Source organism: Flavobacterium sp. PMTSA4, assembly GCF_032098525.1.
Classification (GTDB): Bacteria; Bacteroidota; Bacteroidia; order Flavobacteriales; family Flavobacteriaceae; genus Flavobacterium; species Flavobacterium capsici.
Genome location: NZ_CP134890.1, coordinates 2,388,030 through 2,404,877, shown reverse-complemented (window position 1 = coordinate 2,404,877; position 16,848 = coordinate 2,388,030). Strand labels below are relative to the sequence as shown.

Genomic DNA, 16,848 nt, shown 5'->3' with positions numbered 1-16,848 from the left:
CTTTGATATTATTCAACAACAATTTTTTTGGTAGTTTTTACATCCCCATCTTCAATAGTTATCAAATAAACTCCTGACTGTGCATTTGCCAAACTAACTTCCTCGTTAATTAGCCCAGATGCTTTTATAGTTTTGGTTAAAATTAATCTGCCTCTTATATCATGGACATTTAATGTCACATCATTTAATAAATTTGTCACTTGAACTGTAAATGTACCGTTATTTGGATTAGGGTAGATTACAAAATTTTTCTCATTGGTAAATGTTTCATTAGTTAGAGTAGCTGTTTGTGAACAAATTTCAATAAACCATGAATTAATTTGACCAGCATCTTGATTATAGAAATCGGCAGTGTATAACCTCCATGTTCCGTTTGCATTTAAACCATTAAAAACAGACAATGGATTCGCTGGAGCAAAAGTACCTGTCATGTTAGCCACACAAGTAAAAGCAGCAGCACCATCACTTAAGGTCACATTAAAATTATCATTTCCAGCACAATTTCTATTCCAAACATTAGAAAAAGTTGTTTGGTTAGGATGAACAATTTGAATAACCAAATCTTGAGGATAAGTATGTGTAACGTTAAGTCCGATATTTACATCGCTAATATTTGATAATCCCGAAACATCAATTGAATTATTTACAACTCCTCCACTTTGATTTGCTCCTGCTCCATCTGGTATAACCAATGGAGTGTTATTTGTAAATGTTGTACATGTTGTTGATAATGTATAACCTATTGAAAAGTTTGGAGAAACCGCGTAGAAAATATTTCCAACAGCTTCAACTAGTATTCTACAATATGGCGCAGGTGTTGAAGGCATTGTAACCACTTGTGAACCATCATTAGGAGTGTTTGCTAACAGTGTAGTAAATGTTACTCCATTATCTGTAGATAATAAAATATTTACATTTGCAGTATTGATATTGTTTGCCGTAGTTCCTGCGACATCCCAAGTAATTGTTTGAGAGCTACTTGTATTCCAAGAAGCACTTGCTGCTGGACTAGTAACTCTAAACGGACCTACTGCCGCTGTATTCACAGTCATATTAGCTCTTGCAGTTTGTCCACCTGTTGGAGTTTGATTATCTCTAACTGTTAATGCAAAATTTAAAGTTCGAGCAACAGTTGGGGTAACTTCCCAAGTAGGTGACAAATTTCCGTTTAAAACACTTTGAAAATTAGGAAGATACCTTTTGTTAGAAGATGTAGGGTTTAAAGATCTATATACTGGACCTGTTGTTTGTGTTGAAGTTGGAAAATTTGTTCCAGAAGCAGCATTAGTTTGTTCCCAACAATAGGTTAAAGAAGCACTACCATCAGAATCAGATGCATTACCAGTAAGCACATAAGCGGTACCGTTAGGGATTGTATAATTTGATAAAGTAGTAATTGTAGGAGCAGTATTTCCATTATCAGTTTGTGGTGCACAATTTCCAGTACCAACCATTACAGCATTCATACTCGCTATACTAAAGGCATGAAAATAAGCATCTGAATTAGATTGAACATCTGGACCACAAATTCCCGCATAAGCCATTATAGTAGAACCACTTGCTGGTTCTACAGCATTTGCATTACTTCCATTTCCTTGACAATTTCCACCATCCCCACTAAAAGTATGAGGTCCTCCAAATTGATGTCCCATTTCATGAGCAACATAATCAATATCATAAGGATCACCAACTGGAGCAGGTGAACCTGTAATTCCTCTAGCTTTAGTAGAAGAGTTACAAACCACACCTAAACCTGCTAATCCGCCTCCACCTGTACTAACTGTGTGACCAATATCAAAATTAGCTGAACCAATAGCACCAGTAATAACTGTTTGACTCTCACCAATTAAATTAGCAGCACTATTGTTGGTAAATGAATCGGAATCAATAAAAATAATAAGATCATTATTAGCTACGAGATTCATTCGCAAAGACATGTCTCTCTCATAAACTCCATTAACTCTAGTCATCGTTACAACCATAGCGGATAATACTGCTGCTTTCTTTTGTGCAGTAGTACCTGATCCTAAACCAGCTGCATTAACATGAAACGCGGCATATTCTATTGTACATGCCATTGCTAATCGATATTGTCTAAATTTACCATCGGTTGCAAATGGTTGTGCAAAAGCAGCATTTCGATTTAAATTAACAATTTCTTCTTCATCGTCTTGAAAATGACAAGCAAAAGTTCTTTTAGATTGAATATTCTTTCTACTGTAAACAATATAATTGTTTAAATCTTTAGTATAAGTATCTATATAATAGGTTCCAGATTCTCCAGATAAGGACATTACATGCAAACCAAAAAGAGTTACACTGAATCTAATAGTAGCTGTTGGATCTTCAACTCCAACTCCTGAATAAGATTTAATTCCTGGGAATTTATTAGCCAATCCGTCTTCCATAACTGGAGCTTCAAAAATTCTAAAGTTCTGTAATTTACCTTCAGGATTAGGAAAAGCAATTATTACATTTGAATTTAAGGCGCTTCGATCTAAAGGTGCATTTTGCAACTGACTTTTTAGTCCATTAAAATCAAGCGAAAATAATTCATATTGATTTGGCGTTGTAGCTCGTTCCATTTTAGGTAAATCTACTAATCTGTCACCTGAAACTTTTTGCCATAAATTACCTTGTCCATAACTGTTTGCAAGAAACAAGGTAGTAATAAATACTAATTGTAAAATTTTTTTCATATTATAAATTTGAGTGGTTTTTTCATCGTAAAGATAACTATCTTTCAATAATTATCAAATTGTTAATAAATTAGTTTCTATTAATTTTGCTTAAAAGTAATTTTGCTTAAAAGTAATTTTGCTTAATAATTAACAAGAAATAGTCCTAAGTTTTGTTTTTCGTTAATTAAAAGTTATTATATTAAATTTCAATGCTATATTTTTGCAGTATCTCTTTTATATATTTAGTTGAAAATATTCAATTCTATTTCAGATTTCAAAAGCAATTCAAAAACCATAGTTACTATAGGTACTTTTGATGGTGTTCATATTGGGCACAAAAAAATCCTTGAGAAATTAATTAAAAGCACCTCAAATTCAGAATTTGAAAGTTTGGTTCTAACTTTTTTTCCTCATCCCAGACTTGTTTTGCAAACTGGCACTGATATGAAACAACTAAATACAATTGATGAAAAAGTTAATCTGCTTGATGCTATTGGAATAGATAATTTAGTCATTCATCCATTTAATAAAGAGTTTTCAAGGCTTACTGCTGAGGATTTTGTAAAATCTGTTTTGGTTGACACCTTTAATGTTGCGAAAATAATTATAGGATACGACCATCGTTTTGGTAGAAACAGAACTGCTGATATTAACGACTTAATTGAATTTGGAGAAAAATATAATTTTGAAGTAGAACAAATTTCTGCAGAAGAAGTAAATGATGTTTCTGTTAGTTCTACAAAAATTAGAAATGCTCTAAATGAAGGCGATGTAACACTTGCCCAAACTTATCTAGATTACTATTATTTAATTAATGGCACCGTTACCAAAGGAAAACAATTAGGCAAAACTATTGGCTTTCCAACTGCCAACATTAGCGTAAAAGAAGATTACAAACTAATTCCAAAAGATGGTGTTTATGTTGTTTCTTGTGAAATAGATTCATCAAAGCATTATGGAATGATGAATATCGGTGTGAACCCAACGGTAGAAGCAAATAATCAAAATCAAAAAATAGAAGTTCATCTTTTTGATTTCGAAAAAGATATTTACGGAAAACCAATCACTGTTTCGCTCTTAAAAAGGCTTCGAAACGAGCAAAAGTTTGAATCAATTGACGCGCTAAAAAAACAATTGGCTTTAGATAAAATTAATGCTGTTTCTTTTGTAAACTCTTTGAAAACTTCTCAGTAAACACAACATTTTCAATTAACAAGTCTAATCTTTTTGTTAAAAATTTATTTTTTCATAAAAAATAACCTAACTTTATTGTAGAATTTCTCTAACTTAAAGTCTATTTTTATGAAACTCCCAAAAGAACTTGTAAACGGTTTTCTAATCTTTTTAGGAATATCAATCTTTTTTTTAGTGATGGAATTATTAGGTCTAGCTGATAATTTCTATTTAAGAATTCTTAATGTTTTATTTGTCTTCTATGGTGTAAACAAGACTATAAAACAAAATATATCTGAAGGAAAAACAGATTATTTAGCAAATTTAATTTCATCAGGATTAACCGCATTCATTGGTGTTTTGCTAAGTGTTTTAGGTTTACTTTTCTACATTTACTACAAAGGCGGCGACTCATATATCGAAAAACTTTCCGAGAAATTTATTTTTGGCGGCGCTAGTGTTAATGAATATTGTATTGGTTTGTTATTCGAAGGTCTAGCTTCAGGAATGATTGTTGTCTTCATTACTTTGCAAGTGTGGAGAGGCAAAACTCATTTCAAATAAAATACTCTTGAAACATACCCTTACTTATTTTGTTTCTTTTGGAACTTATGCCTATTTTTGACGCCATATAAATTCTATTTATGAGCATCACTAAACATAATTGGACCAAAGAAGAAATTATCGCTATTTATAACAAACCCTTGATGGATTTGCTTTATGAAGCAGCATCAATCCACAGAGAACATCATGATCCAAATGTGGTTCAAGTTTCTACTCTTTTATCTATCAAAACAGGTGGTTGTCCAGAAGATTGTGGCTATTGTCCTCAAGCAGCTCGTTATCATACCAATATTGAAGGAAATGATTTGATGACGGTTAGTCAGGTAAAAGCACAGGCTCTGAGAGCAAAATCTAACGGTTCTTCTAGAGTTTGTATGGGTGCAGCATGGAGAAATGTTAAAGATGGCGAAGAATTTGACCAAGTTTTAGAAATGGTTAGAACCATTAATAAATTGGACATGGAAGTTTGTTGTACTTTAGGAATGCTTACTGAAAATCAAGCGCAACGCTTAGCAGAAGCAGGACTTTATGCTTATAATCACAATTTAGATACTTCTGAAGATTATTATAAAGAAGTAATTTCTACCCGTGCGTTTGATGATAGAATTCAAACCATCGAAAATGTTCGTAAAACTAACGTTACCGTTTGTAGTGGTGGAATCATTGGAATGGGAGAAAGCATTGAAGACAGAGCTGGAATGTTGGTTGCGTTGTCTACTTTAAATCCACAACCCGAATCGGTGCCAATTAATGCTTTAGTTGCCGTAGAAGGAACACCTATGGAAAATGAAAAACCAGTAGAGATTTGGGAAATGATTCGAATGGTTGCAACTACTAGAATTGTGATGCCTGAAACGCAAGTGCGCCTTTCGGCAGGAAGAACCGAAATGTCTCGCGAAGGTCAAGCAATGTGCTTTTTTGCAGGTGCAAATTCAATTTTTGCTGGAGATAAATTATTAACTACTCCTAATCCAGATGTAAACGAAGACATGAAAATGTTTGAAATGCTTGGATTAATTCCTCAAAAACCTTTTATCAAAGTAATGCAACCTAAAACCGTAGAAGCTGAGGATTCTCAGTTTGCTCCTTTAGGTGAAAAACCAAAATGGACTAGACCAGGTCATACAATTGACCGTAATCTTGAAGCTTCAGGCAAAGGAAAATAGTTCATCATTTAGATATAGAAATAAATAATTTTATAATTTTGCTCTCAGTAATCATTTACTGGGAGTTTTTTTTAAACTTTTTACCAACCAATCTATGTCTTTAATCCTAACAGAAATTGAACGTGTAAAAACCATTTCAAAAGAAGATTTTTATACAAATTATTATAAAAAACAAAAACCCGTTGTTATAGAACAACTAACTTCGGATTGGCCTGCCTTTCAGAAATGGAATTTAAATTACATTAAAGAAATTGCTGGTGACAAAACAGTTCCACTTTATGATGATAGACCTGTTTCACATAAAGACGGCTTCAACGAAGCTCATGCGAAAATGAAAATGAGTGACTATGTTGATTTGCTTCAATCAAAACCTACTAACTATCGCATTTTTCTTTATAATTTAATGAAAGAAGTTCCAAGTTTAAAGGAAGATTTTAAATGGCCTGACATTGGTTTGAAATTGGTAAAACAACTTCCAATGCTTTTTTTTGGTGGAGAAAACTCCAAAGTATTTATGCATTACGATATTGACTATTCTAACATTTTACACTTTCATTTTCATGGTCAAAAGAAATGCATGTTGTTTGCTCCGAACCAAACCCCTTATTTATACAAAGTCCCACACGCATTAATTTCCAGAGAAGATATAGATTTTGATAATCCTAATTTTGAAAAATATCCTTTATTGCAAAAAGCAAACGGATTGATTACAACACTAAATCATGGAGAAATGCTTTATATGCCGGAAGGTTATTGGCATTACATGAAATACGAAACTCCAGGTTTCTCGATGAGTTTGAGAGCATTTCCAAGAAACATCAGCAATCTTTCTAAAGCAGCTTATAATGTGTTCATCATGCGCAATTTTGATAACTTCATGCGTAAATGGAAAGGACAACAATGGATAGATTATAAAAACAATAAAGCACTAAATAACCGAACATAAAAAAAGCCCAATTTCTTGGGCTTTTTATTTTAATTGACAATAATTTTCTTTGATACTGTAAAATTATTACCCATTTGAATTTTTACAATTAACGTTTGTGTTGATACGTTATTCAAATAAGTTGAAAACTGTAAACCATTAACTTTTTCATTCTTTATTAATTCTCTACCTAGTAAATCATATATTTTGACACTTTTTATCTCCTCTTGAGTAGACTTTACGGTTACCATGTCATTATTACTAGATACTATTACATTTGAATTAATTGTTTCGATATCTTGATTATCTAATGAATTAGTTGTATACCTTATTTTAAAGCGATTTGTATATGTCCCAGATTCCGTTGTAAATAAATAAGGTGTTTGTTTTAAATCATGAATAATGTTTAAATAAGTATCTTCTAAAAATATTTTTTGCGCTTCATTTTCAAATAATCCATCCACAAAGGCTAGCGCTATTTTATAAGAACCATTGGATTGAATGTCCATTCCTAAAGGAACTTCATCAAACTCATTAAATGGTAATGCTCGTCCTTGAATAATTAACCTATCATAACCAACTAGCGAATATAATTTTAAATATCCATCTTTTTTAGAAGGAGCATCGTATAAATTATCATTATCCATTGTTGCACCATCAACATATCCAAACATTGTACGTATAGCTGCATCATTATCTTTAACAATATCCAACCAAATTCTGTTTTGTTCAGGTGCTGATACAGTTTCATTTACATAATTAGATGATAATCTATAGAAATTAGTTCCTGTTACATTACCATAAGTTTTGTCTCGTAAGGCATTTGTAAAGTTTACTGTTCCTGAACCAGTGGCTCCATCTTGCATCACAACAAAAAATCCTTGACCAGCTCCAATATAATAGTCTGGATTTGGATTTGCCAAATTACCAGTTAAATTAAAAGGTAAATAATCGGTATTTGGATTGTAATTGGCATAAAAATTATCATAAAAAGGATTGGCAGTGGAAGTACTTGGTAATGTACCATGTGTCCAAATGTAAAGAGCTCCAGTAAGCACAGAACTATTTGCCGTTAAAAAGTTTCTACAGCTAATTGCTGAAGGATACGGATTCCCTAATAAATTCCAATTGTCGTCTAAATTAGTTACTAATGCACCACTAGGTAAAGTATAGTTTGGACCTGTATTAGATCCTCTGTTTATAGTAACACTAACATTTCCATTTCTTGGAACTCCTAAAAATGGAACTTCCAAATCTTGATTTGCAGTATTATTAAATGTTGAAGGTCCACTCACGATATAACCTTTACCAGAAGCCATTAATCCTGAATAAGATTGCCAGTTTCCTTGTGTTCCGTTTGCATTATTAAGAGTAGTATTCCAAGTATATTTATAACCATTAGAAGGTAAAGCACTCAAATTGTAATTATCAACAGGAGAAGACCAATATACATAATCCAAACGGCGTTGTTGAGCTATTCTTTTATAAGTTATATTTCCTGAATTGACAACATTATTAACTTGAACAAGACTTGAATTGTTTTCAAAAGTTGCAGTTCCTCCTGAAATTACAGTTAATTCATTTTTTATAACAACATAATTTCCACTTCTAACTGTTAATGATTTTCCATTATTAACTGTAACACTACATGCCTCAAAACTTGGTGAAAACCCATTCGCCGTATCATATGTATGATCAATGATTACCGCTTTATCTTGTGATGGCAAACCGTTAGACCATGTATTTGAGGCTTGCCAAGTTGTAGTTTGGCCAGGTAAAATCATTACTGCATTAGTTGCGGTATAACACGTTACTGTATTTTCTCTTATTTGACAGTAAAATTGATATCCTGTCAAAGTAGAAACATCTGAAATTGATAAAGTATTGGTAGTAACTCCTGAATACAATCCTGAGTTTGTCAAAGCTGTCCATGTTGCAGTATTTGGTGCAACAGCATACCATTGATAGGTTAACCCGATGGCATCAACAAAACCTTCACTACCTCCAACAGTCAATGTAGTTGATTTACATGTAGGTGTATAAGTTGGTTGTAACGTTACACTTGGTGGATTTCCTGCTATAAAATTATAAACTCCAACATCCGAATAATCATTTGTATCGCATGAAGAAGAACCTGAACCAATCCAATCAATTATTTCCCAATCAGAATGAGAATATGTGGTTTTTGGTACAGTAACATTATTTTTTCTTCTAAAATCAACACCTCTGTCTCCAATTCCCAATGAAGCAGCCCAACTTTGATTCATATACTCACCCCAGCTATCAATTTTAGTAGCATTATTAAATAATGCAATATAATCGTGTTCAATAGCAGTATTGGGAGGCGTTCCTCCATCAGAAAAATTAATTCCATTAATCCCTGGCGTTGTTTGATTTGCCAAAGAGCCATTTCCGCCATAAACCCCACAAACAGAAGCAGTAGGTGTTGTTCTAAATACATGTGTTGCATTATTAGCTAACGTACCCGTTAATGTTGCTGTTCCATATGGTGTGGCATTACCATCTTGAAAGAACTGTAATGAATAGTTTGACAAATTAACAGAAGCTCCTGTACCATTAAAAATTTCAACATATGTTAAACCACCATATGTCGCATCTGTAACTTCACTTATAAATAAGTTAGAGGCATTTGTTCCTCCTTTACATGTATTAGCAACATTATTAATAACAGTAAACGTATTAGATGCTTGACAACCCTGTGAACTTGTAGTTATTAATGAGCCTGAAGTTACTCCAGTTGGAATTATGGTAGTAATTTGGGTTGTTGAAACTGTAGTAAAAGATAAGCCCACTGCATTTAAACTTACAGTTGCTCCAGTTAATACTCCAGACGTTGCATTTATTGTTACTTCAGTACCTACAGGACCAGATGTTGGAGTAATTGTGTTAGCTGTTGCTAAGCATACTCCCGTTCCATCAACTAAATAGGTAAATGGGTTTTTTGTACTGTCATTATTGGCTATAGAAACTATAGCACTTCTATAACCAACATATTGCGGAGTAAAAGTAATGATGAATGTAGTACTGTTTCCAGGACTAATACTAGTTGAACTAGGCACGGTTGTAACTACGAAATCTCCAGGGTTTGTTCCTCCAACAGTAACAATTGGTGCTCCCGTTAAATTCAATACCGCAGTAGCAGATGAATGATTCTGAATTTCAAAATCTTTAGTAGCATTAGACCCTAAATTAATGCTTCCAAATGCGGTATTATTGATACCTGAAGTTGAAGCTGAGCCATTGGTTATAGTACTAGTACCGCCTGTAAATCCTTTTAATCTAATATCTGGCGCTGGTGATTGTCCTATCCCTGTAAAGTTAATAACATACCCTGCACCTTCATCAGCATCATCACTTATTATAGTAACACTTCCTGTAAATGTTCCTGTAGCCGTTGGACTAAATCTAATAGTAAAAGTTCGTGTATTGGGCGTTGTACTGGTCATTCCTAAAATAGTTGTCAAAGGAAGATAAGTAGCAAACAAAGAGTAAGGTGGATTTCCTGTCATTGAAGGTGCATTTCCACCCGAACCTAATGTTAATGTTTGTTGCCCTAAATTTTGTATAGTGAAAACAATATCTACTGGAAAACCTATGACAACGTTACCAAAATTATAAGTGCTTCCCGTTAAATAATTTGTTGCGCCTTGTACAATGTTTATCTCTTTATCTCTATCACCAGCACTAAAATGATTTGGTGCAGTTAAATTAGTACATCCACCAATAGATAATGAATTACCTCCAATTGGTGCACCACCATTTGTCCATATACTACCATTCCATTGATTGGATTTACTTAATGTTTCTGTTCCGTTAATATCAACTGCTAAATAACTAGCGCCAAAAGTATAAGTAGGCGATGTAAAAGTTCCTGTTGTAGTGGTTGTCCAGTATCTTGAAATAAAATTACCCGTGGCATCCATATTCGGATGTTTGCTGTCCTCTACTGCAACACCAAGAAATGCCGAAGTAAATGTACCTGCCGTAAAATTAACAGTAGCTGGTGAATACTGAGTACCATCTGCCGAAGCTACTCTATCACCTATTGGAAAATTATAAACTGTTGCTGTAGCCGTTATTGCTTTTCTCAACACACCACCTGCTGTAACATCTGCTATTACATAACTATTAGCCGACGCTGTAAAGGTATTGCTGCAGGTTGATGCCAGTGTCATTGTATTTGAAGCCAAATCGACCAATCCATTTGTCAGTACCAGTGAAGTATTTATTGTTAAAGCTGAACCCAACACACAGGCAACAGCTGCTGCCGATCTATTAACAGAAAATGTTGCTAAGTTAAGATCAGTAACAAACTTAACCGTGCCAATACTACCTGTTCCTAACAACGATAAATTTGAAGTAGTGCTTCCTTTAAAACTTCCCGAACCCGTTATCGTATTGGCTACTGCAGCTGTTCCTAAAGTTAAGGTTCTACCATTAATGTCTATAACATCTGCCGCATTTCCAAACGAAATAACATTGCCTGCTAACGGTGCGCTAATCGTTAAATTGCTCAGCAACTGAACTGTTGTTCCGCTTCCAGTGGTAACTACATAAGGAATCGTTAAAGCAGATGAAGAAGTAACTGTTTGTGTACCTATTTTAGTAAAAAATACGGCTCTGTTGTTTCCGTTAAACGTTCCAGTATTTGAAAAATTTCCTCCTAATCTTAAATCATCTCCCGATGCTGCTCCTAATGTTAATGTTCCTGCATTAGTAACATCGCCTGCTACAATTAATAAACCTCCAGCCGATACACCTCCATAATTCATAGCAATAGAACAACCCGAATCAATGGTTAAACTTCCTGCCATTGCTTTAACGCCTACAGCGCCTGAAGCAGCACCATTAATATAATCTAAAGTAGTTGCGTTACTTACTTGTACATTATTTGGATAACCAGGTGTAACACCAATGGTTCCAACACCAGCAGCTTGCCATTCAAAACCTCTTCCATAAGTTCCGGTTGTATTGTATTTTAATAGTGAAGAAGCTCCATAAATAGGCGATTGATTAAAAAATCCTCCATTTACAATTAAACAAGTACCATTAATAGTCAACGAAGAAGGAGCTGTTATTACAACATTTCCATTCCCTAAAGTTAAAGTTCCAGCTATACTTCTTGCCATGGTAGCATTCATGGTGAATCCACCTTGAAGAACCGTTACATTATAAGGCGGTGCACCTGCTGGCCAAAACTTATCTGTATTATTAACTGCATAATTACTTGTAGAATTAAATACCAAAGTGCTCGTTCCTCCATAATTGAAGTTATTTCCTGTTGCCCATCCGCCAGTGTCTAATTTAAATGTTCCGTTTACATTAGTTGTGCCACTATTAGTATAAGTGAAAGCTCCTGTTGCTAAACTTCCTGCAGCATTAATAGTAGTTGTGGTTCCTAAATCTCTGGTCACAGCAACATCCATTGTTACAGCGTGATTGATAATAGCATTTTGTGCACTAGTAGGTACTACTCCGCCAGTCCATGTTGAACCTACGTTCCAATTTCCATTGTTGGCAGTGGTTATACCTGCAGGTGCTGTAACATTTACATCATCCATATCACAATTACCAGTTCCTTTTGTATAAGTCCATCGAATATATCTGGTTGTTGATGAAAGTGCTAAAGTAATGTCTGCACAATCAGTAATAGCAGTTGATGAAGCATCAGTACCATAATTACCAATAGTAGAATATGTAGAACCATCTGGGGATTCTTCAACCAATAGATATGTCACTCCACTCATTGAAGCCTTTTTTAACTTAAAAACTAATTGTGAAGGAGCAGAATTTATAAAGAGTATAACTTGATCTCCATTAGTATCAAAAGTTCCTGCATTATTTCCTGAACAAGCAAAAGAGGTTGATCTTAATGAGATACCACTATCAGTCCAACCTGTTGGAGTTGTATTCCAAGCTGTTCTTGAAACAGGTAAAGATGCCTGCCCAAAAGAAGCATTTGAAAAGATTAAAAAGAAAAAAACAATGCTAAGTAATTTACTTAATTTCATATAGTTGAATATAATTCTAAAACGTCATTTTTGCCCATAAAAAAAATAGCACGTTAAGTTGCAGATTTTTGGGCCTACAAAATTATATCTATTTCACTATATTTCAATAAGTTCATCTTAAGAAATTGTCAACATATTTTAAATTTATTGCTCATTTAGCAAAAAAACCTACTTTTTGCCTCAAAAACACTATTTTCAGTGGGTTTTTCAAGGTTTTTGAAGCTCAAAAATTGTACTAAAACACACTATTTTTTTAACAAGTTTTCCACTATCTTTGAAATGTTTCAAAAAAATACAATGTCCGATTCCATCTCTTTTTCAGAAGTTCAAAAAAAACTAGAATATTACTGCAGTTATCAGGAGCGTTGTCATTTTGAAGTAGAACAAAAATTATACTCTTTTGAACTATCGGCTGCCGAGCGTCAGCAAATCATTGTACACCTGATTGAGCACAACTATTTAAACGAGGAACGCTTTGCTTCCATCTTTACGCTGAGCAAACTCCATCAAAAAAGCTGGGGAATTGTGCGTATTAAAAACGAACTCAAAGCACGAAAGGTTTCCGACTACCTGATTACCAAATCGCTCAATGAAATTTCGAAGGAAGAATATCATAAAACTTTCAACACCTTAGCCGAAAAACATTGGAACACTATCATGGAGCGCAACACCTTGAAGAAACGCAAAAAGTTCTGTGATTACATGCTACGCAACGGTTGGGAAAGCGATTTAGTCTATAAGAAAGCCAAAGAATTAGAACAGTAAACGCCATTTTCCTATTGGCTTTTTAGGTTTTCCTATTGGAGAAAGCCGTTTTCTTATTAGGAATTTATGTTTTCCTGTTAGAAAATTGCTTTTTCCTATTAGAAAATTACCTTTTCCTGTTAGAAATTTGTGTTTTCCTATTAGAAATTTGCCTTTTCCTATTAGTTTTTTGCTTTCTCCTATAGGAGGAAGACGTTTTCCTATTGGAAATTTGGATTTTCCTATAGGTATTTGATCCTTTCCTATAGGTGATTCTATGCAATCCATAGTAGTTTTAAAATTCATCAGGACGAAACAAAAGATTCATCAGGACGAACAAAATGATTCATGCGGACGAAACAAAAGTTTCATCAGGACGAATTTTGAAAAAGTTTCGTAAAGGATAAAAATCTTATTTAGTCAGCAGAATAGTCACAGCATTTCCGCCAAAACCAACCGCATTTACCAATATGTTGCTCAATGCTCTGCCTTTTACTTGAGGTGTGGCAAAAGGAACTTCAATAAACTCCTGATGTTGCAGCATCATGACCGCCAGTTCGATACTCAACATACCCGAAGCACCAAAGGTATGCCCCATTTTCCATTTGTTAGTGGTAAGCAACGGCAGGTTATTGCCAAAAACTTTTTGGATGGCTTTATATTCCGAAAGGTCGCCTTTGATGGTTCCCGGTGCGTGCATCACAATAGCATCAATATCAGAAGGAGCCAAAGTACCCATCGCCATTTTCATTGATTTTTGAAAACATTCCGCTTCTTCCGAGATGGAAATATTGTGTTCCAACGTATCGGTAGCAAAGCCAATGCCCGAAACATAGGCTAAAGCGTTTTCTTTTTCGCCTAGTTCCAAACACGCCACACTGGCGGCTTCGCCTAACACCATAGTGTTTTTGGTTTTCTCAAAATCCAATGCACGGCACGGAAAGTCCTGCTCTTGGTAGGCATAGATTTTCAACGCTTTCATTTGGGCAATGGTAAAATCGGTCAATGGCGCTTCGCTTCCGCCTACTAAAAACTTGGTCGACAATCCGCTTTTCAACCACGCCACAGCATTCAACACGGCATGCAATGCGGTTGAACAAGTGATTGAATGGGAAATTTCAACACCTGTAGATTTCAAATCATGGGCAACCCAGGAAGACACATTTCCCAAGGTAGTAACCGGCGAAGTCAACGTAGGCGTTACTCCGGTTTCAAGGTATTCCTGGTGAAACTGCTCAAAAAGTTGCGTTGCACCACGCGAAGAACCAATGTTAATTCCAAAATCTTCGCCTTCCTTCCAGCCTGCTTGATGCACCGCTTGGCGCGAAACCAAAATAGCCATCAAAACCGTTTCGTCTAACGATTTATACTTGTTGTCCGATTGGCGCAAGTCGTTAATTGTTGTTCTTAATCCGCTTGGAATAGTGGCAACAAATTCTTCCTTGCCGTTCACGTTCTTAGTCGAAATAAAAGTTTTTGGCGAAAGATAATTATTCCAGATTCCTTCGGGACTATTCCCTAAAGGCGACAGAGAAGCGAGCGACGTTATGGCGATTTTTTGTTTCATGGAGTGTGCAACCTGAATTCTGAAATGGTATTCAGAAAAGATTTGGCAAATTTAAATCATTTCAATCGCATCAACGATGGTTTCATATACTTTTTGCAATTCTTCTTTGCTGATAACATACGGCGGCAAGATGTAAACGATGTTACCCACTGGGCGTAAAATGATTCCGTGTTGGATGAAGAAATTATAGAGTTTGTTGCGCATCGTTCCATAATAGCTTTCTTCGCTATCGGTTTTGATTTCTAAGGCAAATATAACGCCCAGCACTCGGGTTGTTTTTACTTTCGGATGCGACTTTATTTTTGCTTCAAAAGCTTTGTGACTTTCGTTGATTTCCTTAATGTTTTGTTGCATTTCTGATGTTTCCAACAGCGAAATACTGGCCAAAGCCGCGGCACAACCTGTTGGATTTGCCGTAAACGTATGCCCGTGGAACAACGCCTTATTGGTATCATCGTCAAAAAAACCGTCGAAGATGCTTTGTGTAAACGTGGTGATGGCCATTGGTATCGTTCCGCCGGTTAATGCTTTAGACAAGCACATCATATCGGGTTGGTTTTGCAAATAATCAACAGCAAAGGTTTTTCCTGTTTTGCCAAAACCCGTCATCACTTCGTCAGCAATGGTTAAAACGTTGTGGTTGTTGCAAATTGCTATCAGTTCGTCCAATTCTTCCGGTGGATACATCACCATTCCAGCTGCACCAAGCACCAAAGGTTCAAAAAGAAACGCGGCATACTCATTGGTTTTCACCAATTCTAAAAGTGCCGCTTTGCTTTTTGCCTCATTCCCGGCAGTTGGCACTGGTATTCTAGCCACTTCTAATAGGGAACCTTTGAAAGCTTCTGTAAAAAACGAAATACCACTGCTGGCCATAGCGCCAAACGTATCGCCATGAAAGGCATCCTCAAAGGCAATGATTTTGGTCTTCTTGATTCCTTGATTGTAATTGAATTGCAACGCCGCTTTGATGGCAACTTCTACGGCAGTCGAACCATTATCCGAATAGAACAACTTCTTTTGATTGGAAGGCAACAGTTGCATCAACTTTTCGGCCAATAAAACCGCTTTATCATGTGTGAAACCACCAAACAACACATGCTCTAACGTGGTTAACTGCTGGTAAATGGCATCGGCAATAAAGGTGTTGGAATGTCCAAAAGGGTTTACCCACCAAGACGCAATAGCATCGATGTATTCCTTACCGTTTTCGTCCCAAAGCAAGGCGCCTTTTCCTTTAACAATAGCAGGAAAATCGGCTGCTGTTTTGTGTTGGGTATAAGGATGCCAGTTGTATTGCTTGTCTCTTTGGGAATAGGTCATAATAAAAGAATAATGCGAAAATTACTTTTTGCAAATGTACGAAAGTCTGTGAGCTTATAAATTCAAAAGCTGTTCCCGAAACTTATCGGCATAGTATTGAATGACATTCTGGTCGAAATAAGGTTCGTTATCAATTCTTCCGATGAAAGTAGCTTTGGTTTTCTTTAGAATAATCGATTCAGTAGCTTGGTTCTCATCGCCCGAAAAAATAATTCCTGCAACATTAAGTTTTCTGCTTTTCAACGCTTCAAAAGTCAACAATGTATGGTTGATACTTCCCAAATAATGACGCGAAACCACAATGATTTTATAGTCTTCTTGAATTAAATCAACAATACAATCGTTATCATTCAACGGAACCAATAGTCCGCCAGCGCCTTCAATGACTAAATGATTGGAAGTCTTTGGTTCTTTTATCTTTTTGATATCGATTGTAATTCCGTCCAGTTCGGCAGCATAATGCGGACTGGCAGGCGTGTTGAGTTTATAACTGTTTTCGAGGATAACCGTTTTGTCGTTGCTAATGTACTTTTGAATTTTATGACTGTCGGACTGGTCTAAATCGCCTGCCTGAACAGGTTTCCAATAATCGGCTTCTAAAGCTTGGGTAACAATAGCGGAAGCAATGGTTTTGCCAACGTCGGTTCCAATTCCTGTGATGAATAATTTCATT

11 protein-coding genes are annotated in these 16,848 nt (G+C 35.4%); 5 read left to right on the top strand and 6 right to left on the bottom strand.

Translation table 11 applies throughout. From position 1 onward, the window contains the following. Positions 1–8 precede the first annotated feature (8 nt). Positions 9–2,699 (bottom strand): reprolysin-like metallopeptidase, encoded by a 2,691-nt coding sequence (locus RN605_RS10980; protein ID WP_313324773.1) that lies wholly within the window; start codon positions 2,697–2,699, stop codon positions 9–11. A 228-nt stretch (positions 2,700–2,927) separates the two neighbouring features. On the opposite strand from RN605_RS10980, the gene RN605_RS10975 reads away from it, so the two are divergent. From RN605_RS10975 to RN605_RS10960, 4 genes are all read left to right on the top strand, one after another. Continuing rightward, positions 2,928–3,875 (top strand): bifunctional riboflavin kinase/FAD synthetase, encoded by a 948-nt coding sequence (locus RN605_RS10975; RefSeq protein WP_313324771.1) that lies wholly within the window; start codon positions 2,928–2,930, stop codon positions 3,873–3,875. A 108-nt stretch (positions 3,876–3,983) separates the two neighbouring features. Then, positions 3,984–4,418 (top strand): hypothetical protein, encoded by a 435-nt coding sequence (locus tag RN605_RS10970; RefSeq protein ID WP_313324769.1) that lies wholly within the window; start codon positions 3,984–3,986, stop codon positions 4,416–4,418. An 80-nt stretch (positions 4,419–4,498) separates the two neighbouring features. Next, on the top strand, positions 4,499–5,584 hold the full coding sequence (bioB, locus tag RN605_RS10965) for a biotin synthase BioB (protein ID WP_313324767.1): 1,086 nt from the start codon (positions 4,499–4,501) through the stop codon (positions 5,582–5,584). A gap of 94 nt (positions 5,585–5,678) precedes the next feature. Beyond that, the gene (locus RN605_RS10960; protein WP_313324765.1) at positions 5,679–6,530 is read left to right on the top strand and encodes a cupin-like domain-containing protein; all 852 of its coding nucleotides are present in this window, start codon (positions 5,679–5,681) and stop codon (positions 6,528–6,530) included. Positions 6,531–6,559: 29 nt separating this feature from the next. Here RN605_RS10960 and RN605_RS10955 read toward each other — a convergent pair whose 3' ends face one another. Continuing rightward, positions 6,560–12,541: a choice-of-anchor D domain-containing protein gene (locus RN605_RS10955; protein ID WP_313324763.1), complete on the bottom strand. Its 5,982-nt coding sequence runs from the start codon at positions 12,539–12,541 to the stop codon at positions 6,560–6,562. 297 nt (positions 12,542–12,838) lie between these two features. Here RN605_RS10955 and RN605_RS10950 point away from each other — a divergent pair, with 297 nt between their 5' ends. Then, positions 12,839–13,306 (top strand): regulatory protein RecX, encoded by a 468-nt coding sequence (locus RN605_RS10950; protein WP_313324761.1) that lies wholly within the window; start codon positions 12,839–12,841, stop codon positions 13,304–13,306. Here RN605_RS10950 and RN605_RS10945 read toward each other — a convergent pair. The 4 genes from RN605_RS10945 to bioD form a co-directional block, all read right to left on the bottom strand. Continuing rightward, positions 13,295–13,573 carry a hypothetical protein gene (locus tag RN605_RS10945; protein WP_313324759.1) on the bottom strand — a complete coding sequence of 93 codons (279 nt, stop codon included), beginning with the start codon at positions 13,571–13,573 and terminating at the stop codon, positions 13,295–13,297. The two genes, RN605_RS10950 and RN605_RS10945, sit on opposite strands and share 12 nt — an antisense overlap. A gap of 124 nt (positions 13,574–13,697) precedes the next feature. Beyond that, the gene (locus RN605_RS10940) at positions 13,698–14,852 is read right to left on the bottom strand and encodes a beta-ketoacyl synthase N-terminal-like domain-containing protein (RefSeq protein WP_313324757.1); all 1,155 of its coding nucleotides are present in this window, start codon (positions 14,850–14,852) and stop codon (positions 13,698–13,700) included. A gap of 51 nt (positions 14,853–14,903) precedes the next feature. Beyond that, positions 14,904–16,175 carry an adenosylmethionine--8-amino-7-oxononanoate transaminase gene (gene bioA, locus RN605_RS10935; protein WP_313324755.1) on the bottom strand — a complete coding sequence of 424 codons (1,272 nt, stop codon included), beginning with the start codon at positions 16,173–16,175 and terminating at the stop codon, positions 14,904–14,906. Between the two features lie 54 nt (positions 16,176–16,229). Next, positions 16,230–16,847, bottom strand: a complete 618-nt coding sequence (gene bioD, locus RN605_RS10930; RefSeq protein WP_313324753.1) for a dethiobiotin synthase — start codon at positions 16,845–16,847, stop codon at positions 16,230–16,232. Position 16,848: the final 1 nt, after the last annotated feature.

Bases quoted from the DNA above. Each gene is read 5' to 3' on its own strand.
- RN605_RS10970 (WP_313324769.1), top strand. From the start codon at position 3,984: ATGAAACTCCCAAAAGAACTTGTAAACGGTTTTCTAATCTTTTTAGGA.
- RN605_RS10980 (WP_313324773.1), bottom strand. From the start codon at position 2,699: ATGAAAAAAATTTTACAATTAGTATTTATTACTACCTTGTTTCTTGCA.
- bioA (WP_313324755.1), bottom strand. From the start codon at position 16,175: ATGACCTATTCCCAAAGAGACAAGCAATACAACTGGCATCCTTATACC.
- RN605_RS10960 (WP_313324765.1), top strand. From the start codon at position 5,679: ATGTCTTTAATCCTAACAGAAATTGAACGTGTAAAAACCATTTCAAAA.
- RN605_RS10955 (WP_313324763.1), bottom strand. From the start codon at position 12,541: ATGAAATTAAGTAAATTACTTAGCATTGTTTTTTTCTTTTTAATCTTT.
- RN605_RS10945 (WP_313324759.1), bottom strand. From the start codon at position 13,573: ATGGATTGCATAGAATCACCTATAGGAAAGGATCAAATACCTATAGGA.
- RN605_RS10950 (WP_313324761.1), top strand. From the start codon at position 12,839: ATGTCCGATTCCATCTCTTTTTCAGAAGTTCAAAAAAAACTAGAATAT.
- bioB (WP_313324767.1), top strand. From the start codon at position 4,499: ATGAGCATCACTAAACATAATTGGACCAAAGAAGAAATTATCGCTATT.
- RN605_RS10940 (WP_313324757.1), bottom strand. From the start codon at position 14,852: ATGAAACAAAAAATCGCCATAACGTCGCTCGCTTCTCTGTCGCCTTTA.
- bioD (WP_313324753.1), bottom strand. From the start codon at position 16,847: ATGAAATTATTCATCACAGGAATTGGAACCGACGTTGGCAAAACCATT.